A 21,490-nucleotide genomic window follows, 5' to 3' on the forward strand; every position below is an offset into this window, starting at 1 on the left:
CATGGCGACCACACGGACCGGGACCACGCCCGTCAGCTGCCCGACCGCCGCCGGCGGCACGGTCGCCTCCACCGTCCCGGTCGGCGCCGTTCACGCGGAGGGCTCCACCCTGGACTGGGGTGCGAGCCTGGTCGAGGGCGAAGTCGTCCTGGACGAGACGGTGGCCCCCAACGCGCCCTGGTCGGCGGTGGTGCGGACGGGGCACGTCCTGACGATCGTCGACGTCGGCGGCAACCAGTCGGCCGACTGTCTGCTCTACAGCGCCGACGATCCCGAGGAGCGCTACAGCGTCCCCGACACCCTGGCCTGGCAGGGCAACGCCTATGTGCGCACCGGCACCGTGCTGCGCAGCAGCGAGGGCCGCCCGTTGATGACCGTCGTGGCCAACGAGGTCGACCGCCAGGACACCATCGGCGGCGCGTGTGGCAAGGAGTCCAACACCCTGCGCTACGGCCATCATGTGATGTTCCAGCACGGCTGCCGTGAGAACTTCCTCGCCGAGGCCGGGCGGCGTGGCCTCGGGGTGCGGGACATCGTCTCCAACCTCAACTGGTTCATGAACGTGCCGGTCGAGGCGGACGGCGCGCTGGGCATTGTGGACGGCATGTCGGCGCCGGGCCGCCGGGTCGCGGTGCGCGCCGAGACGGACGTGCTGGTGATGGTGTCCAACTGCCCGCAGATGAACAACCCGTGCAACGACTTCAACCCCACCCCGCTGCGGATGATCGTCGTGGAGCCGGCACCGGCCGACGTCGACGCACGGTCCGCGCAAGCCGCTCGCACCGCGAAGGAGGGCGCGTGATCCGCCCCACCGCCGTTCTCGTCGCCAACCGCGGTGAGATAGCCCGCCGTGTGATCCGCACCGCCAGGAGGATGGGCCTGGGCACCGTCGCCGTCTTCTCCGACGCCGACCGGGCCGCCCCGCACGTCCGCGAGGCCGATCACGCGGTCCGCATCGGTCCGGCGCCCGCCCGCGCGTCGTATCTGCGCGGGGAGGCGATCATCGAGGCCGCGGTCGCCCATGGCGCGGACATCATCCACCCCGGCTACGGCTTCCTCTCCGAGAACACCGTCTTCGCCCGTGCCGTGGAGGAGGCCGGTCTGCGTTTCGCGGGACCGACCGCCGACCAGATCACGGCCTTCGGTGAGAAGCACACCGCGCGCGCCCTGGCCAAGGCCGCCGGAGTGCCGCTGCTGGCCGGGACGGAGTTGCTCGCAAGCGCCGAGGAGGCCGTCACCGCGGCCTCCTCCATCGGGCTGCCCGTAATGGTCAAGGCCACCGGCGGTGGCGGCGGCATTGGCATGCAGGCCTGCGCCACCGCCGATGAGGTACCCGGGGCCTTCGCGCGCGTCGCGGCGCTCGCGGAGTCCAACTTCGGGTCCGCCGGGGTGTTCCTGGAGCGCCTCGTGCGCCCCGCCCGCCATGTCGAGGTGCAGGTCTTCGGCGACGGCACCGGCCGGATCGCCGTCTTCGGCGACCGGGACTGCTCGTTGCAGCGCCGCAACCAGAAGGTGATCGAGGAGGCCCCGGCCCCGGCCCTGCCTCCTCATGTGCGGGCATTGCTGCACGACTCCTCGCGCCGGCTGCTCGCCTCGGTCGGCTACCGGGGCGCGGGGACCGTGGAGTTCGTCTACGACCCCGTGCGCGAGGAGGCCGCCTTCCTGGAGGTCAACACCCGCCTCCAGGTCGAGCACCCGGTGACCGAGGAGGCGTACGGCGTCGACCTCGTCGAACTGATGCTCGTCCTGGCCCGCGACGGCTGGGTCGAGGACGCGGTGTTCGAGCGGGATTGGACGCCCGCCGGGCATGCCGTGGAGGCCCGCGTCTACGCCGAGGACCCCGGCAAGGACTCGCTGCCGTCCCCGGGCCTGATCACCCGGGCGGCCTTCCCCGGCCAGGGCGCCGACAACATGCCCGGCGTGCGCGTCGACGGCTTCGCCGAAACGGGTCTGGAGGTCTCGCCGTACTACGACCCCATGCTCGCCAAGGTGATCGCGAAGGGTCCCACCCGGGAGGCCGCGTTCGACGTGCTCGGCGGGGCCCTGGCCGCGAGCCGGGTCGACGGCATCGTCACCAACCTGGGCCTGCTGCGCGAGCTGACCTCGCGGGGCGAGGTGCGCGAAGCCGTGCACAGTACCAGCACGCTCGCCACCACGGCCGACCCCGAGCCGCGCATCGACGTCCTGGTGCCGGGCGCGATGACCACCGTCCAGGACCTTCCGGGCCGGCTCGGCCACTGGCACGTGGGCGTGCCGCCGAGCGGCCCCTTCGACGCCGTCTCCTTCGCCGAGGCCAACCTGGCCGTCGGCAACCCGGCGCAGGCCCCTGGCCTGGAGGCCACCGCGGGCGGGCTGAGTCTGCGCTTCTCGGCCGCCACCGTGGTCGCCGTCACCGGCGCTCCCGTCCCGGTCACGGTCGACGGCAGCCCGGTAGCCCTGTGGGAGCCCGTCACGGTCACGGCCGGCGCCACCCTGGTGCTGGGCGCCTGCCGGGGGCCGGGCCTGCGCAGCTACGTGGCCGTCCGGGGCGGCATCGACGTACCCGAGTACCTGGGCAGTGCCTCCACGTTCACCCTCGGCGGCTTCGGCGGGCACGCCGGTCGGGCGCTGCGCGCCGGGGATGTGCTTCGACCCGGAGCTTCGGCGACGGCCGGTGGCGGCCCGACCCCGCGCGAGCGCCGGCCGGCGATCACCTCGCACTGGCAGATCGGTGTCACCGAAGGACCGCACGCGGCGCCCGAGTTCTTCACCCGCGAGGACATCGACACCCTCTACGCCACGGACTACAAAGTCCACCACAACTCGGCCCGCACCGGCGTCCGCCTGATCGGGCCCAAGCCGCGGTGGGCGCGCCAGGACGGCGGTGAGGCCGGGCTGCACCCCTCCAACATCCACGACACTCCGTACGCGGTGGGTGCCCTTGACTTCACCGGCGACACGCCGATCATCCTGGGCCCCGACGGGCCGTCCCTCGGCGGGTTCGTCTGCCCCGCGGTGGTCGCCAGCGGCGATCTGTGGAAACTCGGCCAGCTCCGCCCGGGCGACACCGTCCGCTTCGTACCGGTCAGGGAAGCCGAGGCGGCCGCCCTGGATGCCCGCCGCTCCTCCCCCACGCTGATCAGCACGGGCGGAGACGGCGACGACGGCGTACTCGGGCGCCTGGAGGCCACCGATGCCCGCCCCGCCGTCACCTACCGCCGGGACGGCGACGACAACGTCCTGGTCGAGTACGGCCCCATGGTGCTCGACCTCGGCCTGAGGATGCGGGTCCACGCCCTGCAGGAGACCCTCGCCGCGCACGCGCCCGACGGCGTCCTCGACGTCACCCCGGGCATCCGCTCCCTCCAGATCCACACCGACGCCCGCCGGCTGAAGGCCCGTGATCTCACCGCCCTGCTGCGCGAGCTGGAGGACGAAGTCCCGCCCAGCGACGAACTGGTGGTCCCCTCCCGCACGGTGCGGCTGCCGCTCAGCTGGGACGACCCGGCGACCCGGCTCGCCATCGAGCGGTACATGGCCGGGGTGCGCGACGACGCCCCGTGGTGCCCGTGGAACATCGAGTTCATCCGCCGAGTCAACGGTCTTCGGACCGCCGACGACGTCTACCGCACCGTCTTCGACGCCTCCTACCTGGTGCTCGGCCTCGGCGACGTCTATCTCGGCGCCCCCGTCGCCACCCCGCTCGACCCGCGGCACCGCCTGGTGACCACCAAGTACAACCCGGCCCGCACCTGGACCGCGGAGAACTCCGTCGGCATCGGCGGCGCCTACCTGTGCATCTACGGCATGGAAGGCCCCGGCGGCTACCAGTTCGTCGGCCGCACCGTGCAGATCTGGAACCGGTTCCGCAAGGGCGGCCTGTTCCGGGACTTGCCGTGGGCGCTGCGCTTCTTCGACCGCATCGAGTGGTATCCCGTCACCGCGGAGGAACTGCTCGAACTGCGGGCCGAGACCGACGCCGGGCGCGGTGACTTCCCGACCGAGGAGGGCACCTTCTCCATCGCCGAGTACAACGCCTTCCTGACCGCGGAGGCCGACTCGATCGCCGCGTTCCGCCGGCGGCAGAGCACCGCCTTCGAGGCCGAGAAGCAACGCTGGCGAGCCGCCGGAGAGTTCGACCGCGACGACGATCCCGAACCCGTGACCGCCACTGCTGCCGTCACCCTGCCGGACGGGGCGGTCCCGGTCACCGCGCCGTTCACCGCCACCGTCTGGCAGATCGCCGCCGAGCCGGGCGCCACCATCGCGAGCGGCGATGCGATCCTCTCCCTGGAGGCGATGAAAATGGAGTCCACCGTGAACGCCCCCGCCGCCGGGACACTGCTGGAGATCTACGTCAAGCCCGGTGAACAGGTCGCCCCCGGCCAGATCCTCGCGGCGGTGCGGGCATGAACGCCATGACACCGGCCGCACGCGTCCAGGCCGCTTACGACCGCATCGAGGGCGCCGGCCGGCCCGAGATCTGGATCAGCCTCAGGCCACGCGAGGAGGTGCTCGCCGAGGCGGCCGGCATCGACCCGGCGCTGCCGCTGGCCGGCCTGGTGGTGGCCGTCAAGGACAACATCGACGTGGCCGGCCTCCCCACCACCGCGGGCGCCCCGTCGTACGCCTACGAACCGCAGGCCGACGCGCCCGCGGTGGCCCGGCTGCGCGCGGCCGGCGCGGTGGTGCTCGGCAAGACCAACCTGGACCAGTTCGCCACCGGCCTGGTCGGCACCCGCAGCCCCTACGGCGCGGTGCGCAACGCCTGGGACGCGGCCCGCATCTCCGGCGGGTCGTCCTCCGGATCCGCCGTCGCGGTGGCGCTGGGCACTGCCGACATCGCGCTCGGCACCGACACGGCCGGCTCCGGGCGGGTGCCCGCCGCCCTCAACGGCATCGTCGGCGTCAAGCCCACCAAGGGTCTGGTGCCCGTGACCGGGGTGGTCCCCGCCTGCTACACCCTCGACTGCGTGACCGTCTTCGCCCGCGACCTGCAACTCGCCCGCACCGCCGCGGAGTTCGTCGAGGGCCCCGATCCGGCCGATCCGCTCTCCCGCACCGGCACCCAGCTCCCGCCGCCCCCCGCGCGCCCGCGGATCGCCGTACCGGCCGGGGAGCATCTGAAGGGCATGGCCGGCGGCTGGCACGAGGCCTTCGACGCCGCCGTCGCCCGCATGGCGAGCACCGGGGCGGAGATCGTCGAAACCGACGTCACCCCGCTGCTTCAGGCCGCGGAACTGCTGTACGGCGGCGCGTTCGTCGCCGAGCGGTACGCCGCCGTGGGCGCGCATCTGGAGAAGCACCGCGACCTGATCGGAGCGGACCTCGATCCGACCGTCGCCGCCATCGTGCTGGCAGGCCGGGAGAAGACCGCCGCCGACTGGGCCGCCGACGCCGCCAGGCTCGCCGCGCTCGGCGCCGCCGGACGCGCGGTGCTCGACGGCTGTACGGCTCTCCTGACGCCGACCACCACCTGGCACCCCACCCTCGACGAGGTGGCGGCCGACCCGGTCGGCGCCAACGCCCGGTTGGGACGGTTCACCAACTTCGCCAACCTGCTGGACTGCGCCTCGCTCGCCGTTCCCGCCGGGTTCGTGGACGGCCTGCCGTTCGGCGTGATGTTCACCGGACCGGCCTTTTCCGACCACGCCCTGGCCGTGCTGGCCGAGCGGTTCGCCAACCCTGGGCTCGACCTGTTCGTGGTCGGCGCCCACCTCACCGGTCAGCCCCTCAATGCCCAGTTGGTGCAGGCGGGCGGCACTCTGACCGGCAGGGCCCGCACCGCAGGCGGTTACCGGCTGTACGCCCTGGCCACCGAGGTGCCCAAGCCCGGCTTGCTCCGAGTCACCGAGGGCGGGCGGGACGCCGGCGCCGGGGCGGGTCACGCCACGGCGTCAGGCGGCGACGTGGGCATGGGAATCGAAGGCGAGATCTGGCGGCTGCCGGCTTCCGGGCTCGGGGCGTTGACCGCCGCCGTGCCCGCGCCGATGACCATCGGCACCGTCGAACTGGCCGACGGGCGGCAGGTCCGCGGCTTCCTCGTCGAGCCGTACGCCGTCGAGGGCGCGCCCGACATCACCCGCTTCGGTGGCTGGCGGGCGTACACGGCGTCCGCGTGACCGGAGGCCGCGGGGCGGACACCTGGTGGCAGGATGGGACCATGACGACGACGCGTCCCCGTCAAGGCAGGCCCCGGCACACGCCGCCGTCCGACCCCGGCACCTCCGCCCGGGAACAGATCCTCGACGCCGCCGGGGCGCTCTTCGTCGACCATGGGATCACCAGCACCAGCACCCGCATGATCGCCGAGCGGGTCGGCATCAGGCAGGCCTCGCTCTACTACCACTTCGCCACCAAGGAGGAGATCCTCGCGGAGCTGCTGGCGACGTCCGTGCGGCCCAGCCTGCAGATGGTGGACCGGATCCGGGCCCTGGTGCCCGAGCATGCGGATGCGGCCGCCGCACTCTACGCCGTGGCCGCCATGGACGTACGCACCCTCTCCCGTACTCCGTACAACATCGGCACGCTCTATCTGCTGCCGGAAGTGCGGGCCGAGCGGTTCGACGCCTTCCGGGCCGAGCGGGGCCGTCTGCAGTCGAGCTACGGCACGCTGGGCGCCCTGGCGGCGAGCGAGGACGTCGCGCGCGGCCTGCCAGCCGAGCGGCTCGGTGAACTGCTGATCCAACTGGTGGAGGTTGTCATCCAGATACGGCGCTCCCGTGATCCGGATGCGGCTGACACCGAGGCCATCGCGTCGTCGTGCCTGCGCCTGTGCGGGCTCGGAGAGCCGGCGGTGGCCGCCGCCCGGGAGGAGGGCCGAACGCTGCTGAGCAGCCTGGACTGACCGGCGGCCCACCGCACACCCTCCCGCGCCGCCATGCACGCCGTCGCTGTCGGGGAGCCGCAACGCACCTTCTACGGCTCCGTTCCGGCACCTCCTTCCCCGTCTTCGTCCACTTCCGCATCCCTCTGTGGGTCCCGGAGGTCGGCCGCCCGATCGACCCGGACAATGAGGCACACGATCTGGTCATGTCCTTCTTCGGCGGCATGAGCAAGGGAGAACGCAACCAGACGCACCACCCCTCGCTCTCGGTGCGCTCCTCCAGGCATCCTCGTCCTGCTTCTGCTGCTGCGCTCCGTCCGAAACGTCCGCCGATACCCAGCGGGATCACGGCCTCGCCTGTCCCTCCCGCTCGCGAAGGAGCCGAATGACGACCGCCCCTGCCACCGTCGACTACTGGGAGCCGCTCTGGGCCAGCGGACGCCGGTACCGGGAAGTCAGCAGGCCCGAGGCCACGCTTCTGGCGGAACATGTCGGACCCGGCCGTGGACGCCCGGCCCTCGACATCGGCACCGGCGACGGCGCCCTTGCCCACCACCTCCACGAACTCGGTTACCGCACCACCGGTATCGACTTCTCCCCCAGCGCCATCGCCGCAGCAGCCCAGAAGACCCGGAGCCACCAGCACCGCGAAGGGCCCGCCTGGCATCTGATGGACTTCGCCGACGACGACGTCAACGCCCTGCCAAACCGCTCGTACGCGGTCGTCACCTGCCGCCTGGTCTACCGGTGGATGGACGACAAGCCGGCCTTCCTCGACCGCGTCCGGAAGGTCCTGGCACCCGGCGGGACCTTCTGGGTCGTCACCGAACTCGCCGGCCGCCGCGAGGACAGCGACCCCTGCAAGCACCTCGGGATCACCGCCACCGAGGCCCAGACGCTCACCGCGGGCTGGTCGGTCGTACGCACCGCCGATCTCGACGTGCTGCGCTGCTACGCACTCCGCCCCTGAACCCGGCACGGGAGACAACACGTTGGACATCGAACGACAAACACGCCTCGCCTGGGACGCCTACGGAACACACCACCTGCGGCGCGGTACGCCCCTGACGGAGGTGGACCAGATCACGTGGGGCCCGGCCAACGGGCCGGGGGACGGCATCCTCGGGGACCTCAAGGGCCTGCGCGTCCTGGACCTCGGCTGCGGCCCCGCCCGGCACGCCGCACACCTGGCCCGCACCTACGGCGCACACGTGGACGCCATCGATGCCTCCCCAGCCAGATCGAACGGGCCCGCACCCGCTACTCCGACGTGCCAGGACTGCGGCTGGTCAACGCCGACGCCGTCGAGCACCTGGACACGGCAGCTCCCTACGACGTGATCTACTCCCTGAGCACCATCCACTTCCTCAACCCCCACCGGCTCCTGCCCGCCCTGGCGACCGCCCTCAAGCCCGGGGGGCGGCTGTACTTCACCGTGCTGCACACCAACTCCGCCGGCGACGGCCCCACCTCCACCGTCACCCCACGCCCGGAGATCCTGCACCTGGCCGGCGGCGGCGACCTCACCGTGCACATGTGGGTGCTCACACCCGAGGTGTGGGAAGACCTGCTCGAGCAGTACGGGCTCCGCGTGCAGGACGTCACCGTCCTCGACGCGCCGCAGGACGACAGCCACGCCTCCTACCGGCTCTTCCAGGCCCACCGACCCGCCCGCATCACCGCACGCCCCCGCACCGCGAAGCCACCTGTCGCCAGCGCCGCAGTAGGCGTCGGCGCCGTGCTGCTCGGGCCCCAAGGCCTGCTCCTGGGCCGACACCGGCTGGCCACACGAGAGCTGCCCGGCGGGACCGTGGAGCCGGGCGAGACGCTGCAGGAAGCAGTCGTACGCGAACTCGCCGAGGAGACCGGCCTCTACGCCGACCCCGACGACGTCCGCCTCCTCGGCATGCTCCTCGACCAGGTCGACGACGTCGTCCGCATCACCTTCGGCGCACTCGTCACCCGATGGCGCGGGGAACCGGCCGACCAGCCCGACGAGAGCGTCGGCGACTGGCGCTGGTGGCCTCTGGACACCCTGCCCCCAGACCTGTTCGAGTGCAGCGCCCAAATCCTCACCGCATGGCGCCCCGACCTCCCGATCGACCACGCACCCGCCCGCTTCACCCCCATCACCGACCCGCACACGCCCACCACCGCGTGATCCCCCCTACATACGGGCGGGGACAATACTGTAATCGCCAAACACGAAGGACCGGTCCCGTGACCGCTCCCCACCGCGCCGCGCCCTGCTACGGGAATCGTGGGGTTACCGCAGGTGCTCGGCGAACTCGCCGTCTACGGCTGGCGCGTCACACGGTAGCGGAGGTAGACGACTCTCGAGCTGAAGGTGCGGGTCTCGAGGAGTTCGAGATCCACCCGGCGCTCGTGCTGGGGGAAGAAGGGGATGCCCCCGCCGACCAGCACCGGGTGGACCCTGGCGCGGTACTCGTCGATCAGACCCAACGCGGCCGCCTCGGCGGCGAGAGTCGCGCCGCCGATCGCGATGTCACCCTCTCCCGGCTCGGCTCGCAACCGCTCGATCTCCTCCGCCAGGCCGCCGGAGGCCAGGCGGGCATTGCCCTGGACTGCCGACAACGTGGCGGAGAACACCACCTTGGGCAGCGACTTCCAGATCGCGGCAAACTCGAGCGTGGAGAAGTCGAGCGATGGATCCTGGTCGGCGGTCTCCCAGTACAGCATCGTCTCGTACAGCCGTCGCCCCAGCAGGTGGACGCCGACCTCTCTCACCCCGTCGGTGGCGAAGCGAAAGACCTCCTCGTCGGGCACCGTCCAGTCGAAGCAGCCGTCCGGCCCAACGATGTAGCCGTCAAGTGAGACGCTCATGGAATAGGTCACGCTACGCATCAGAAGTCCTCCTCAGTAACGGGTTCGACCCTACGACCGCCGGACACCGCAGGACTCGTCGCCGCTCGCAGAACCTCCTGGGCTGAGTCAGCCCACGAGATCATTTCGTCGAGAAATCCTCATTGCCTCACAGGCATCAAGTGCGCAGGGCATTTCAAGGACGACGGCCATATCTCGACGCATGGCGTCGCCGGGGCCACGCAATCCGGCCACGCAGGCGGAGCCTTCAACCCATTGCACAGCAATCTTCACTCGTTCAGGTCAACATTCTGTATTTCTGTGCAGCCGACCCGCTCTGTCCGGGCAGGGCCACGGTGAGGCAACGCACAGCGAGCAAGGGGAGGCGCCGATCATGGGAGCGCCGCACCGTCCGGCCGAACAGCCCCCTACGGGTCAAGTCTTCTTGACCGCTTGGGCCCGTAATTGGTCTCCCGGCTCCTCCCCCGTCGGCATGCCGTCCGCCAGTGGTCTGCGGTTTGCGTCCTACGGCCGGGTGTCGGCCGAGGACCATCAGGACCCCGCCACGTCGCAGGCCTGGCAACTGCTTGGCGCGCAGGCCCTGGTGTCCGGGCACTGGCGGATCGTCTCCGAGTTCTTCGACACCGGCCGCAGCCGCACCATCCCTTGGGCGCGGCGGCCCCAAGCCGCCGCACTGCTGGCGGCGATGGCCGATCCCGACCGGGAGTTCGAGCCGTTGTCATCGGCTCCAGTGAACGGGCCTTCCACGGCAACCAGTTCGCGACCATGGCTCCGCTCTTCGACCACTACGGCGTCGAGGTGTGGGTGCCGGAACTGGGTGGAGCCGTCGACCCGCGGGTCGGCGGGCAGGAAGAGTTGATGATCGTGCTCGGCATCCTGTCCAAGCGGGAGATCGCCCGCGCCCGGATCCGGGTGCGGGCCGCGATGACCGTGCAAACACGCGACCAGGGTCGATATCTCGGCGGTCGCCCGCCGTACGGTTACCGCCTCGTCGATGCCGGTCCGCACCCCAACCGGTCGCTTGCCCGCCGCGGTGTCCGCATGCAGCGTCTGGATGCCGGTCCCGAGTGCGGGCCGTGCGGTCCATCCTCACCAATCCCCGCTACACCGGCCGCCAGGTGTGGAATCGCCGGCGCACCGACCACGACCTAATCGATCCTGCAAACACCGCCCTCGGCCACCGCGACGTCATGCGCTGGAACACCCCCACCGACTGGATCATCTCCGCCCGCCCCGCGCACCCGGCGCTGGTCAGCGAGGCCGACTTCATCACAGTCCAGAACCTCCCCTCGCCGAGCGACGGCACCCGAACGCATCTATCTCCTGACCGGGCTGCTGTGGTGCGGTGTTTGCGGCCGGCGCATGGAGTCCCGCTGGACCCACCACCGTGCTGCCTACCGCGCCACGGCCATACCAGCGCCATCCGCCCCGATTCCCGGCCGCGCCCCCAACGCGTACGTACGTGGGATCATGTCCTGCCACACCTGCCGGCCCTGCACTTCCGCCTCACCGGCCACCTGGATATTCCTGGACCGGATTCGGTGAGCAGCAACTCGGTACGGCCCACACCGGCCCAGGCGATCGCCCACCTCCGCAGCGAGGAGATCACCCTGGCCTACGACCCCGCGGCCAGGACCCTGACCGCGAACACACCCCGGGCAGAAAGGATCACCATCGGCTGACCAAGGCCCGGCGAAAAGCCGGCGAAGGGAGAGAAGCCGCACCGAAGGCACCGCAACGACGAACACCCGCCCCGGCCGGGAGCCGGAACGGGTGCCAATGTCCCCTATCCGGAAACCGGGCGCCGTGGGGCAACTCTGTGTCCGAGAGGTGAGTTGACGGCTGACGATAGGGTCGTGCTGGCACGAGGGCAGCTCGACCAGTAAACCGAACACGAGTCAGACCGCTGCCGATGGCTTGCCGCGTGCCCCGCCAAGGGTGCTGAGCGTGGAGGCCCCCGGCCGACGCGCAACAACAACTCCAGGCCGCCCGATCCCCCGCCGCGCCGACCGCCGGCCCAGCCCGCCCGTCCCAACCCTTCTCTTTTCTGTTTCGGGGTCGGCTGCGAGAGGCGCATAGGGGGATGTCGGGCTCCCGACCACCGCCGGTTACGCCGTCCAGGGTGCGGCAGGGCACGGTCAGTTGTCGGAGGAGATATCGGCGGGGATGCCAGCACGGTCGGGGGCGGTGTTGTCGCATCGTGACCGTGGTCGGGCCTTCGTGGTCGGTGGTTCGGTCGGGGTTGCCTGCTGCTGTAGCCGGTATACGCGGCGCCGGGCAGGACGGCGCCGCTCCGTACGAGAGAGGCTGTCGGCGACGCGTGAATCGTGACCCACTCCCGACGCTCCGACGTAGGGCAGATGACGCGCCCCTCCGTGCTCGTCATCGAGCAACTTGAGCATGGAAAGGTGCTGCTCGACCTGGTCCACGAGCGGCTCGGTGCCGAGCGACGACGTCATTCGGGGCGTGTACTGACCGCGTCCCGCAGTGCCGTCGAGGTACTGGGCGACGATCGCGAGGAGTCCCGCGCCCGAGATCGCAAGGAACCGGCGACGTTCGACAAGCCCTCCCATCACCCAGTCCTCCACGATCGCCTCCATGCCCTGCACGGTCCAAGGCCGCGCGAGATCCGTGTCCGCAGGGGCCAGCGCTGACGAGTCGCCCACACGGCCCTGCCACAGTTCGGCCACCGAGACATTCCTACCCAACTCCTGGGACAGCACGTAGGCGGCCATCATCGGCAACGGCGAGCGCGGCAGGGAGCCGGCGTCCCGCCAGTGGTACGGCGCCGACTCGGCCACCGTCCCCGCGCCGAAGACCCGGTTGAGCTTGCGAGCGAGCGCCTTCGGGCTCCACCCGAGTTCGTCGAGGCACCCCGCCAGTACGACGTTGGGCTCGCCTGTCTGCGGTGCCACGTGCGACCACCCTTCGCTCCAGAGGTTCGTCCCATCACTTCGCGGGCCCCATGGTGATGCCCCTGAACGGACGATTCACCACCGCCGCATGGAAGTTGACCGAGTTGACCCACTGATCGGGTCCTGTCTGACCGTCCCCCTCCTGTGTTCTTGGATCCCGGCGGAGGCGCCCGTCTTCCGCGCCGACGGAGAAAGAGGTGGGCCTTGAGACAGCACACGAGCACCTCCCCAGGCCGACCGGGCGGTGTGCTGGACCGTGACGCCGGACGACCAACCTCCGCCCCCGGACGCGGGCTCGCCGCTGGCGACGGCACGACCACCCTGATCACGGATCTGCCGTATGGACCGGAAGCGGCCGAGGTCGCCCGGTGCGCCGTGACGCTGGCACTGCGTGGCACTGAGACGGACGTACTTGCTGACGCCCGCCTGATCGGGTCGGAACTCGCGACGAACGCCTTCGTCGCGGGCAGTCCTCCGTTGGTTCTGTGCGTCGACCGCAGGAGTCTGGCCAGGGGCGGCCTGGAGGTCGAGATCACTGTCACCGACGGCGGCTGTTCCTGCCCCGCACCCGCTTCTCCTGCCGCTCCCTACGAGCAGGCCGAATCAGGACGGGGACTGGTCATCGTCGATGCCTTGGCCGATGCCTGGTCGCTGACGACTGGCACCAGCGGCTCTCGTGCCTCGTGCCGACTCACCCACAGGCCGTGCTCCTCGTCCGCCGGCGCCTGACGTCCACACCTGCCCAAACCCGTCCTCCAAGGAGGCACCACACAGTGCGCATCGACCATGCGACTTCCCCACCCCCACTCACGGCTGTGCCGGAGGCCGCTCGCCAGCCCAGGGTCGTCGTCGCTCTCCACGAGGGCTTCTACGGCGCGGAGTCGGGCACCGGCTTCAGCAACCGCGCCTTCCTCACGGCACTGGCCCGGCTCCTGCCGGCAGGCCGCCTCTCAGTGATCACCCCGCACGTGCCCGAGACCGCGGGAGCGCACAATCAGCGGTGGGCCGGCGAGGTGCGGCAGATGCTGCGACAGGCCGCAGCCGAGGTCATCACGATCCCCAAGGTCAACGCGCCGCCCGACTCGGTCCGCGGCTCGGTTCAGCTGTGCGACCTGGCGGGCGAGGCGGCCATACGCATCGCCGCGCGGGCGAGCCGGTGCCTCCTCGTCGGCCTCGACATCCCGTTCCTCGGCCTCGCCTCCTACACGTCGCCGACCACGGACCTGCTGCTCGTGCCCCGCTCCACGACCGCGCTGACGCGGCCCAAGGACGTCTCCCGAGTCCGCTGGGAGCGAGACGCCCTGCGAGCGGCGACACTCCGAGGTGCGCGCGTCGGGGCTATCTCCTCCCACATGCGAGGCCACCTCGTCGTCAACTGCGCCGTCCCTCGGTCGAGCATCGTGAGCATCCCGAACGGACTGATCCGTGAAGAGATGGTCAGGCCGGCCACGGCTCCGCCGCTGCCTTTCAAGGTCCGCGCCGGATTCCTTCTCACCATGGGCCGCGCAGTCCCGACCAAAGGCTTCGAAGACCTCCTGGAGGCGTTGCGCCTGCTGAGGGAACCGGTGTCCCCGTTCCTCACCTGCTGCTGGCTGCCGTGGCCTCGGAGGAACACAAGCACCCCTCCGCCCCGGACCGGCTCTCCGCCACCATCGAAGCGCTCACCCACGCGAGCGCCGCAGCGAGCACTGCAGAGCCCCAGACCCCCGAACAGGCTCAAGCACGCCAGGCGATCAAGGACTGCGAGCGGCGACTCGCCCGCTACCAGGCAGCCCTCGACGCCGGAGCCGACCCCGCCGTCGTCACCCAGTGGATCAACGAGGCCCAGCGGGACAAGGACGCTGCGCAGAAGAAGCTCGACGCGTACCCCGCCGTCCCCCGGAAGAAGCAAGCGCCGCTCGACGCGCGACAGATCCGGGAGATCACTGAGAGCCTTGGAGATATTGCACAGCGCATCCAGACTGCCGCCATCGAGAAGAAAGGTCCGCTCTACGAGGCCCTGGGCATCACCATCAGCTACGAACACGCAACGAGGGCCGCGACCGTAAGGTCGAGGCCCTCATCACCGTATCGTCAATCGTTGTGTCCGAGGGGGGACTTGAACCCCCACGCCCGATAAAGGGCACTAGCACCTCAAGCTAGCGCGTCTGCCATTCCGCCACCCGGACCAGGTGCCTGTCGCCTTGCCGGAGGTGTTCCCCGCGGCGACATGGACAACAATACCAAGGTTTCGGAGTGCGTTTCACCTGCGTATCCGTGCCGTGGGGGCAGCCTGGGCCGGGTCGGGCCGCCGGGATCGCCGACGGTATACAGAATGCAAGATCCTGTGTACACCAAGTGAGGATCGCGGCATGAGCTGGTACTCCGGGAAGTTCCCGGGCGGCCGCTCCCCCGCCGGACCCCGGGTGACGGCGCGCACGAGGAGGTCGCCACCGACGAAGGCGCCGACCGGGGTGCTGGGGGCGGTTCATGAGGTGAGTGACGGGGGCCGGCCGACTGTCGCACCGCGCGCGACGGCACACCGTGCTGGGCGCGGCCTGTGCGCTACTGGGAGCCGCGCAGTTCGGGGTGCTGGTCGCCCTGCGCACGGGCTCCGGCGCCGTCCTGCTCGGCTGCGCCGCGATCGCCGCTGCCGCCGGTGGAACACCGCACGCACGCCGGACCGTCGGCGCACTCCAGCTGCTGGTGGCCGTGGCAGCGGCCGGTTCAGGAATCGTTGCGGTGGTGGTAGGAGTGCCGGGTGTGCTCGGTGTGCTCGCGCATCAGCCTGGCGGCCTTCTGCTCGTCCCGCTCCTTGATCGCGAAGACCAGGTCGGAGTGCTCGGCCCAGGAGGTGCCGCCGCGCAGCTTGGCGACGGGGGTGTAGTACCAGCGGACCCGGCGGTCCACCTGGGCGGCCAGTTCGGCGAGGACCGCGTTGCCGGCCAGCTCCATGACCTTGGCGTGGAAGGCCGCGTTCAGCGCGACGGCGCGGGTCACGTCGTTGACGCCGACCGCCGTCCGGCCCTTCTTGACGATGTCGAAGAGCGCCTCGACGCCCTTGGCGTCGGCGTTGAGGGCCGCGAGCCTGGCCGCCTCGGCCTCCAGCAGGGTGCGGACCGTGAGCAGCTGGTCGGCCTCCTCCTCGGTCGGCTCGTGCACGAACGCCCCCTGCGCGGGCCGCAGATCGACCCAGCCCTCGGTGTTCAGCCGCTGCAGCGCCTCGCGCACCGGCTGCCGGGAGACCCCGAGGTGCCCGGCCAGCTCGCTCTCCACCAGATGCTGGCCGGGCTGCAGCGCGCGGGTGGTGATCAGTTCCAGCAGGGCCTCGTAGACGCGGTCGCGCAGCGGGCCGGGGCGGTCCAGTTTGGGCACGGCCCCCTGCGGCAGTCCGGTCGACAACATCGCGGTCCCCCTCCTGGGCAGCTCTGGCGCGTAGACGCTGGCGGCTCAGTGTCGATTGTGTTTTGTCTACAGACTACGGTGAACAAAATCCAGGCCCAGTGTCTGCTTCATCCAGACCTGTTGCACCGCTCGGTCGGGCTCACGGGCAGCGTACGACCTGTCCGGCGTACGACAGATTGCCGCCGAAGCCGAACAGCAGCACCGGTTCGCCGCCGCGCAGCGCTCCCTGCTCGAGCAGCTTGGAGAAGGCGAGCGGGATGCTGGCCGCCGAGGTGTTGCCGGATTCGGTGACATCCCGGGCGACCACGGCGTTGACGGCACCGAGCTTCTCGGCGAGCGGTTCGATGATGCGCAGGTTGGCCTGGTGCAGGACGACGCCGGCCAGCTCCTCGGGGGCCACGCCGGCCTTCTCGCAGGCCTGGCGGGCGATGGCCGGCAGCTGGGTGGTGGCCCAGCGGTAGACGCTCTGTCCCTCCTGCGCGAACCGCGGCGGGGTGCCCTCGATCCGCACCGCGTGCCCCATCTGCGGCACCGACCCCCAAAGCACCGGCCCGATCCCGGGCTCCCGGCCAGGCGGGCACGCCTCGACCACGGCGGCCCCGGCCCCGTCACCGACAAGGACGCAGGTGGTGCGGTCGCTCCAGTCGGTGACGTCGGACATCTTGTCGGCGCCGATGACCAGCGCCCGGGTGGCCGCGCCGGCCCGGACGGTGTGGTCCGCGGTGGCCAGGGCGTGCGTGAAGCCGGCGCACACCACGTTGACGTCCATCGCGGCCGGCTGCGCGATGCCGAGCCGGGCCGCGACCCGGGCAGCGGTGTTCGGGGAGCGGTCGATCGCCGTGGAGGTGGCGACCAGGACCAGGTCGATGTCGCCGGGGGCCAGCCCGGCGGCCGCGAGGGCCTTGGCGGCGGCGTGCGCGGCCAGCTCGTCCACCGGCTCGTCCGGTCCGGCGATGTGGCGGGTACGGATACCGACCCGGCTGCGGATCCACTCGTCGCTCGTGTCGACCAGACCCGCCAGATCGTCGTTGGTCAGGACTCTGGCGGGCTGGTAGTGACCGATGGCCGCGATGCGCGAGCCGTTCATGGCGGGGTCCCCTCGGTGCCGTGGGTAGCGGGATCCACCAGTCTGATCAGTGACTCACGGGTACGACGGCAGGTGAAGCCACAGGAATAGCGTGTTCGAGTTGTGGGCTTCGCTCAGGCCCTCGGACGCCCGAGTACTCACTTCGTGAACAGCTGCGTCGCCTTCTGCACGAGTTCGTACACCCCGTAGGCGAGGGGTGCCGCCACCCACAGCCAGGCGAGGACGATCAGGCCCCTCCGGTTAGGCGGGCTGCTGTCGCTGGGCATCTGCGGTCTCCCTCTCGTCGCGGACGTGGTGGCGGGCGTGGACGGGACGGACGAGTTCGTTGGCGGCGAAGCCGACGACGAGCAGAGCGATCATGATGCCGAACGACAGCGTGTACAGCGCCGAGCCGTGTTCGCCGGCGCGTTTCTGCCGGTCCGCGATCCAGTTGACGATCAGTGGACCGAGCACGCCCGCGGTCGACCAGGCGGTGAGCAGCCGGCCGTGGATCGCGCCGACCTCGTACGTGCCGAAGAGATCCTTCAGATAGGCGGGCACGGTCGCGAAGCCGCCGCCGTAGAAGGAGAGGATCACCAGCGCGCACACGACGAACAGCGGCTTCGCCGAGTCCCCGAACACCGCGATGACCAGGTACATCAGCGCGCCGGCACCGAGGTAGAGACGGTAGATGTTCTTGCGGCCGATCCTGTCGGAGGCGGACGACCAGCCGATCCGGCCCGCCATGTTGGCCGCCGACAGCAGCGCGACGAAACCGGCGGCCGCGGAAGCCGACACGGGGGTGGAGCTGTCCGCGAAGAAGTCCGTGATCATCGGGGCGGCCTTCTCCAGGATGCCGATGCCGGCGGTCACGTTCGTGCACAGCACGATCCACAGCAACCAGAACTGCGGGGTGCGCACCGCGTTGCGGGCCGACACCCGCACCCCTTCGACGACGGCGGGCCCGTCCGCGCCCGCGACGGGAGCGTCCGCGCGCGGCACGCGCACGAGGAGCACACCGAGCGTCATGAAGGCGGCGTACGACAGACCGTGCACCAGGAACGCGAGCGCGATCCCCGAGTGGCCGGTGCCGAAGGAGCCGAGCATCTGCGCCGACCAGGGCGAGGCGATCAGCGCGCCGCCGCCGAAGCCCATGATGGCGATGCCGGTGGCCGTGCCGGGCCGGTCCGGGAACCACTTGATCAGGGTGGAGACGGGTGAGATGTATCCGATGCCGAGGCCGATCCCGCCGACGAAGCCGTAGCCGAGGACGATCAGCCAGTACTGCTTCGTCTCGGCACCGAGCGCGGAGATCACAAAGCCGGAGGAGAAGCAGACGAGGGCCACGGTCATCGCCCAGCGCGGCCCGTTGCGCTCGACGAGCGTGCCGCCGAACGCGGCCGACAGCCCGAGCATCACGATCGCCAGCTGGAAGGGCAGGGCGCTCTGGGTGCCGTCGAGGTGCAGGGCGGACTCCAGGGGCGGCTTGAACACGCTCCAGGCGTAGGCCTGCCCGATGGAGAGGTGGATGGAGAGGGCGGCGGGCGGAACGAGCCAGCGGCTCCAGCCCGGGGGCGCGAGAGGGGGGCTGCTCATGCCCGTGGACGGTAGGGCGGGGAGCGGGAGTTGAGAAGGTCTGCGGTCGACCGTATGCGATGAACGGTATCCAGGATGCGTTCAACGGTCGCCGCGCGACCCGGCGGTCGAGAAGAACATGGAGACGCTGGTCAACGCGCTGCCGATCCTGACGCGGGGCGCCCCGGCGTACGCGGCTACCGGCACGGAGCGCTCCACGGGGCCGAAGCTGTTCTGTGCCAGCGGCAGCGTGGCCCGGTCGGCAGGAGGAGGCGCTGCGCCGGATCACCGAGCGCACCGGGGCCGCGGCGACGGCATCGCCCTGCTGCGGGAGATCGGCCGGCCCCTGTGGGACGCGTCGATCTGCGGTCTGGGGCAGACCGCGTGGAACGCTGTGGACTCCGCCATCGACCGTCTGGGGGCGTACGCATGACCGTGACACCGCTCAGGATCTCGGGATCCCGCGCCGGCTCATGGAGTGCCCGATCGACGGCGAGCCGGTCCGGGTGCCGGAGGGCTCGACCGTCCTGGACGCCTGCCGGGCGGCGGGCAAGGCCATCCCGGCTCTGTGCCAGGGCGACACGCTGCGCCGAGGAACGCCTGCCGGGTGTGCGTGGTGGAGGTCGAGGGCTCGCGGACGCTGTCGACAACGACGTGTACGTCGGGACTACGGCAAGTGCAGCCTGTGCTGCAAGTGCGTCGACGCCTGTGGCGAGCAGTGGCGGAACAGCTTCGCGATCTCGGTCTCCGGGCGCGGTTTCGACGCGCGGATCGCCGTGGAGCACGACGCCCCGCCGACCGACCCGGCCTGTGTGTGCTGCGGGAACTGCGGGAACTGCGTCGAGGTGTGCCCGACCGGGGCGCATTCGCCGCGCACGGAGTCCGACATGCGCGCGGCGGGCACCTGGGACGGATCACGGCAGGGCGAGACGTCCACGGTGTGCGTACTGCGGAGCGGGCTGCACTCTCACCCTCCATGTGCAGGACAATGAGATCGTGAAGGTCACCTCGCCGCACGACGATCCGGTGACCCACGGCAATCTCTGCATCAAGGGCCGTTTCGGCTACCAGCACGTACAGAACCGGGGCTGATCAGAACATGGGACGAGTCACGGAACGTCGCAAGGTCATCCGCATCCGGGCGGGGGCGGTCTCCGCCCGGCCGGACACGCTCGTCGCCGAGGAACCCCTGGAGATCCGGCTGAACGGAAAGCCGCTCGCGATCACCATGCGCACGCCGGGCGACGACTTCGCGCTGGCGGCCGGGTTCCTGGTGAGTGAGGGTGTCCTGGCGACTGCATACGATCTGCAGAACATCGTCTACTGTGCGGGGGCGACTGCAGACGGATCGAACACCTACAACGTGGTCGACGTGAAGACCGCGCCGGGCATCACGCTGCCGGACTTCTCCCTGGAGCGGAACGTCTACACGTCCTCCTCGTGCGGCCTGTGCGGCAAGGCCAGCCTGGACGCCGTCCGCACGACCGCCCGTTTCCCGATCGCCGACACTCCCCCGGTCCGGGTCACCCCCGAGCTGCTGGCGGGCCTGCCCGACCGGCTGCGGGCGGCCCAGCGGGTGTTCGACCGGACCGGGGGCCTCCACGCGGCGGCTCTGTTCACCGAGGACGGCGAGTTGCTGGACATACGGGAGGACGTGGGCCGGCACAACGCGGTGGACAAGCTGGTGGGGCGGGCGCTGCAGAGCGGTGCTCTGCCGCTGTCGCGGGCGATTCTGCTGGTCTCGGGGCGGGCGTCGTTCGAGCTGGCGCAGAAGGCGGTGATGGCAGGCATCCCGGTGCTGGCGGCGGTGTCGGCGCCGTCGTCGCTGGCGGTGGACCTGGCCGCCGAGGCGGGGCTGACCCTGGTGGGATTCCTGCGGGGCAGCTCGATGAACGTGTACGCGGGCGAGGACCGCATCGCCCTGCGAGAGGCGGCCGCCCAGGGCTGAGGCTGCCTCCCCGCGGCACGGGCGGCGGGGCCCCGGCCGGCGTGGCGGGGCGCGCCCCCTGCGCCGCGGGGCCCCGCCTCAGCCGAGGGACTGCACCGCTGCGACGAACGCCGTGATCAGGGGTGAGCGGCGGCCCGCCGCCCAGGCCAGCAGGACCTGGTCGGGTTCGGCGTCGGTGACCGGCACATAGCTGATGTCCGGGCGCGGGTACTGCGCGGCGACCGAGCGCGGCACGAGGGTGATACCGGTGCCGGCGGCCACGCATTCGAACTTCTCCTCGACGGTCCGCACCGGCAGGTCGCCGGGCCCGGGAAGGGAGTACCGGAGCCAGGTCTCGCCGTCGAGGTCGGCCAGGGACAGGTCCGGCTTGCCCGCGAGCCGGTGTCCGGACGGGAGCATCACCACGCGGGACTCGGTGTACAGGGGCCGCAGCTCCAGGCCCTCCTCGCGGACCGGGGAGCGTACGCAGGCGATGTCGAGGGTGCCGTCGAGCAGGAGCTGTTCCTGGTCGTCCCATTCGAGTCGGCGGGCGGTGGTCTCGACGTCCGGGTGCTCGGCGCGGAAGGCGCGCAGGGCGTCGGTGACCGTGATTCCGGCGCGGAAGCCGACGACGAGCCGCCGGGGCCCGCGCGCGGCCCTCAGGACGCGTCGCCGGGTGCCTTCGGCGGCGGTCAGCAACTGCCGCCCGTCGTCGAGGAGTTGCTGGCCGGCATCGGTCAACCTGACGCCGTGGCTGTCGCGTACGAACAGTTCGGCACCCAAGTCCTTCTCCAGCGCCCGGATCTGACGGCTCAGCACGGGCTGGGCGATGTGCAGCCGCTCGGCGGCACGGCCGAAGTGGAGCAGTTCGGCGACCGCCGTGAAGTAGCGCACCTTCCGCAGGTCGAGGTCCATGGCCGCCCCTTTCACCGGCGATGCCCTCAGGGTATCGCCACGGCGGAAAGAGGTCTTGG

The 21,490-nt window shown here is 71.0% G+C and carries 20 protein-coding genes, 1 tRNA gene and 4 pseudogenes; 16 read left to right on the forward strand and 9 right to left on the reverse strand.

Features of this window, described 5'->3' with window-relative positions; all coding sequences use genetic code 11:
- Position 1 precedes the first annotated feature (1 nt).
- From A6P39_RS09940 to A6P39_RS09970, 7 genes are all read left to right on the forward strand, one after another.
- The gene (locus A6P39_RS09940) at positions 2–802 is read left to right on the forward strand and encodes an urea amidolyase associated protein UAAP2 (RefSeq protein ID WP_067044563.1); all 801 of its coding nucleotides are present in this window, start codon (positions 2–4) and stop codon (positions 800–802) included.
- A complete protein-coding gene (gene uca / locus A6P39_RS09945; protein WP_067044566.1) occupies positions 799–4,392 on the forward strand; it encodes an urea carboxylase in 3,594 nt (1,197 codons plus the stop codon). Before A6P39_RS09940 ends, uca begins: the two co-directional genes overlap by 4 nt.
- Positions 4,393–4,397: 5 nt before the next feature.
- On the forward strand, positions 4,398–6,101 hold the full coding sequence (locus A6P39_RS09950) for an allophanate hydrolase (RefSeq protein WP_067044569.1): 1,704 nt from the start codon (positions 4,398–4,400) through the stop codon (positions 6,099–6,101).
- Between the two features lie 41 nt (positions 6,102–6,142).
- Entirely contained in the window at positions 6,143–6,826 is a 684-nt protein-coding gene (locus A6P39_RS09955) for a TetR/AcrR family transcriptional regulator (RefSeq protein ID WP_067044571.1), read from the forward strand.
- 364 nt (positions 6,827–7,190) lie between these two features.
- Positions 7,191–7,775, forward strand: coding sequence for a class I SAM-dependent methyltransferase (locus A6P39_RS09960; protein ID WP_067044574.1), 585 nt, complete (start codon positions 7,191–7,193; stop codon positions 7,773–7,775).
- Positions 7,776–7,797: 22 nt separating this feature from the next.
- Positions 7,798–8,145, forward strand: a complete 348-nt coding sequence (locus tag A6P39_RS09965; protein WP_199840777.1) for a class I SAM-dependent methyltransferase — start codon at positions 7,798–7,800, stop codon at positions 8,143–8,145.
- Positions 8,076–8,966 (forward strand): NUDIX domain-containing protein, encoded by an 891-nt coding sequence (locus tag A6P39_RS09970; RefSeq protein WP_275883839.1) that lies wholly within the window; start codon positions 8,076–8,078, stop codon positions 8,964–8,966. The genes A6P39_RS09965 and A6P39_RS09970 overlap by 70 nt, the downstream gene beginning before the upstream one ends.
- Positions 8,967–9,100: 134 nt before the next feature.
- Here the strand turns inward: A6P39_RS09970 and A6P39_RS09975 are convergent, their stop codons facing one another.
- Together A6P39_RS09975 and A6P39_RS09980 are read right to left on the reverse strand one after the other, a co-directional pair.
- A complete protein-coding gene (locus A6P39_RS09975) occupies positions 9,101–9,670 on the reverse strand; it encodes a dihydrofolate reductase family protein (RefSeq protein WP_067044578.1) in 570 nt (189 codons plus the stop codon).
- A 510-nt stretch (positions 9,671–10,180) separates the two neighbouring features.
- A complete protein-coding gene (locus tag A6P39_RS09980; protein WP_067044581.1) occupies positions 10,181–10,657 on the reverse strand; it encodes a hypothetical protein in 477 nt (158 codons plus the stop codon).
- Between the two features lie 110 nt (positions 10,658–10,767).
- Between A6P39_RS09980 and A6P39_RS45470 the strand changes: the two are divergent.
- The 3 genes and pseudogenes from A6P39_RS45470 to A6P39_RS09985 form a co-directional block, all read left to right on the forward strand.
- Positions 10,768–10,875: pseudogene (locus A6P39_RS45470) on the forward strand (hypothetical protein); the annotation flags it as partial.
- A 109-nt stretch (positions 10,876–10,984) separates the two neighbouring features.
- A complete protein-coding gene (locus A6P39_RS45475; RefSeq protein ID WP_443053059.1) occupies positions 10,985–11,194 on the forward strand; it encodes a hypothetical protein in 210 nt (69 codons plus the stop codon).
- Entirely contained in the window at positions 11,191–11,331 is a 141-nt protein-coding gene (locus tag A6P39_RS09985) for a hypothetical protein (protein ID WP_234378838.1), read from the forward strand. Before A6P39_RS45475 ends, A6P39_RS09985 begins: the two co-directional genes overlap by 4 nt.
- Positions 11,332–11,925: 594 nt before the next feature.
- Here A6P39_RS09985 and A6P39_RS09990 read toward each other — a convergent pair.
- Positions 11,926–12,564, reverse strand: a pseudogene (locus A6P39_RS09990) (carph-isopro domain-containing protein); the annotation flags it as partial.
- Between the two features lie 204 nt (positions 12,565–12,768).
- On the opposite strand from A6P39_RS09990, the gene A6P39_RS09995 reads away from it, so the two are divergent.
- The 3 genes and pseudogenes from A6P39_RS09995 (at position 12,769) to A6P39_RS10005 (ending at position 14,683) form a co-directional block, all read left to right on the forward strand.
- Positions 12,769–13,293 carry an ATP-binding protein gene (locus A6P39_RS09995; protein WP_107304321.1) on the forward strand — a complete coding sequence of 175 codons (525 nt, stop codon included), beginning with the start codon at positions 12,769–12,771 and terminating at the stop codon, positions 13,291–13,293.
- A 44-nt stretch (positions 13,294–13,337) separates the two neighbouring features.
- Positions 13,338–14,224, forward strand: a pseudogene (locus tag A6P39_RS10000) (glycosyl transferase); the annotation flags it as partial.
- On the forward strand, positions 14,216–14,683 hold the full coding sequence (locus tag A6P39_RS10005; protein ID WP_331454202.1) for a hypothetical protein: 468 nt from the start codon (positions 14,216–14,218) through the stop codon (positions 14,681–14,683). The pseudogene A6P39_RS10000 and the gene A6P39_RS10005, both read left to right, overlap by 9 nt.
- Here the strand turns inward: A6P39_RS10005 and A6P39_RS10010 are convergent.
- The 5 genes from A6P39_RS10010 to A6P39_RS10030 form a co-directional block, all read right to left on the reverse strand.
- A tRNA-Leu gene (locus tag A6P39_RS10010) sits at positions 14,648–14,732 on the reverse strand. The two genes, A6P39_RS10005 and A6P39_RS10010, sit on opposite strands and share 36 nt — an antisense overlap.
- 538 nt (positions 14,733–15,270) lie before the next feature.
- Positions 15,271–15,948, reverse strand: a complete 678-nt coding sequence (locus A6P39_RS10015) for a GntR family transcriptional regulator (protein ID WP_067044590.1) — start codon at positions 15,946–15,948, stop codon at positions 15,271–15,273.
- Between the two features lie 139 nt (positions 15,949–16,087).
- Entirely contained in the window at positions 16,088–17,035 is a 948-nt protein-coding gene (locus A6P39_RS10020; protein WP_067044593.1) for a beta-ketoacyl-ACP synthase III, read from the reverse strand.
- 137 nt (positions 17,036–17,172) lie between these two features.
- A complete protein-coding gene (locus A6P39_RS10025) occupies positions 17,173–17,301 on the reverse strand; it encodes an MFS transporter small subunit (RefSeq protein WP_267893304.1) in 129 nt (42 codons plus the stop codon).
- A complete protein-coding gene (locus tag A6P39_RS10030; protein ID WP_067044596.1) occupies positions 17,276–18,610 on the reverse strand; it encodes an OFA family MFS transporter in 1,335 nt (444 codons plus the stop codon). The genes A6P39_RS10025 and A6P39_RS10030 overlap by 26 nt, the downstream gene beginning before the upstream one ends.
- Positions 18,611–18,728: 118 nt before the next feature.
- Here A6P39_RS10030 and A6P39_RS10035 point away from each other — a divergent pair, with 118 nt between their 5' ends.
- The 3 genes and pseudogenes from A6P39_RS10035 (at position 18,729) to fdhD (ending at position 20,537) form a co-directional block, all read left to right on the forward strand.
- Positions 18,729–19,022 carry a hypothetical protein gene (locus tag A6P39_RS10035; RefSeq protein WP_067044598.1) on the forward strand — a complete coding sequence of 98 codons (294 nt, stop codon included), beginning with the start codon at positions 18,729–18,731 and terminating at the stop codon, positions 19,020–19,022.
- 40 nt (positions 19,023–19,062) lie between these two features.
- Positions 19,063–19,681: pseudogene (locus tag A6P39_RS10040) on the forward strand (2Fe-2S iron-sulfur cluster-binding protein).
- 7 nt (positions 19,682–19,688) lie between these two features.
- The gene (gene fdhD / locus A6P39_RS10045; RefSeq protein WP_067044600.1) at positions 19,689–20,537 is read left to right on the forward strand and encodes a formate dehydrogenase accessory sulfurtransferase FdhD; all 849 of its coding nucleotides are present in this window, start codon (positions 19,689–19,691) and stop codon (positions 20,535–20,537) included.
- A gap of 78 nt (positions 20,538–20,615) precedes the next feature.
- On the opposite strand, the gene A6P39_RS10050 is transcribed toward fdhD, so the two are convergent.
- Complete coding sequence (locus tag A6P39_RS10050) at positions 20,616–21,431, reverse strand: LysR family transcriptional regulator (protein ID WP_067044603.1); 816 nt, start codon at positions 21,429–21,431, stop codon at positions 20,616–20,618.
- Between the last annotated feature and the right edge of the window lie 59 nt (positions 21,432–21,490).

The organism is Streptomyces sp. FXJ1.172 (assembly GCF_001636945.3).
In the GTDB taxonomy this organism is placed as follows: domain Bacteria; phylum Actinomycetota; class Actinomycetes; order Streptomycetales; family Streptomycetaceae; genus Streptomyces.

Excerpts from the sequence above, each read along its gene's own strand:
- A6P39_RS09940 (WP_067044563.1), top strand. The coding sequence starts at position 2 with ATGGCGACCACACGGACCGGGACCACGCCCGTCAGCTGCCCGACCGCC.
- A6P39_RS09950 (WP_067044569.1), top strand. The coding sequence starts at position 4,398 with ATGACACCGGCCGCACGCGTCCAGGCCGCTTACGACCGCATCGAGGGC.
- A6P39_RS09955 (WP_067044571.1), top strand. The coding sequence starts at position 6,143 with ATGACGACGACGCGTCCCCGTCAAGGCAGGCCCCGGCACACGCCGCCG.
- A6P39_RS09960 (WP_067044574.1), top strand. The coding sequence starts at position 7,191 with ATGACGACCGCCCCTGCCACCGTCGACTACTGGGAGCCGCTCTGGGCC.
- A6P39_RS09975 (WP_067044578.1), bottom strand. The coding sequence starts at position 9,670 with ATGCGTAGCGTGACCTATTCCATGAGCGTCTCACTTGACGGCTACATC.
- A6P39_RS10015 (WP_067044590.1), bottom strand. The coding sequence starts at position 15,948 with ATGTTGTCGACCGGACTGCCGCAGGGGGCCGTGCCCAAACTGGACCGC.
- A6P39_RS10020 (WP_067044593.1), bottom strand. The coding sequence starts at position 17,035 with ATGAACGGCTCGCGCATCGCGGCCATCGGTCACTACCAGCCCGCCAGA.
- A6P39_RS10025 (WP_267893304.1), bottom strand. The coding sequence starts at position 17,301 with ATGCCCAGCGACAGCAGCCCGCCTAACCGGAGGGGCCTGATCGTCCTC.
- A6P39_RS10030 (WP_067044596.1), bottom strand. The coding sequence starts at position 18,610 with ATGAGCAGCCCCCCTCTCGCGCCCCCGGGCTGGAGCCGCTGGCTCGTT.
- A6P39_RS10035 (WP_067044598.1), top strand. The coding sequence starts at position 18,729 with ATGGAGACGCTGGTCAACGCGCTGCCGATCCTGACGCGGGGCGCCCCG.
- fdhD (WP_067044600.1), top strand. The coding sequence starts at position 19,689 with ATGGGACGAGTCACGGAACGTCGCAAGGTCATCCGCATCCGGGCGGGG.
- A6P39_RS10050 (WP_067044603.1), bottom strand. The coding sequence starts at position 21,431 with ATGGACCTCGACCTGCGGAAGGTGCGCTACTTCACGGCGGTCGCCGAA.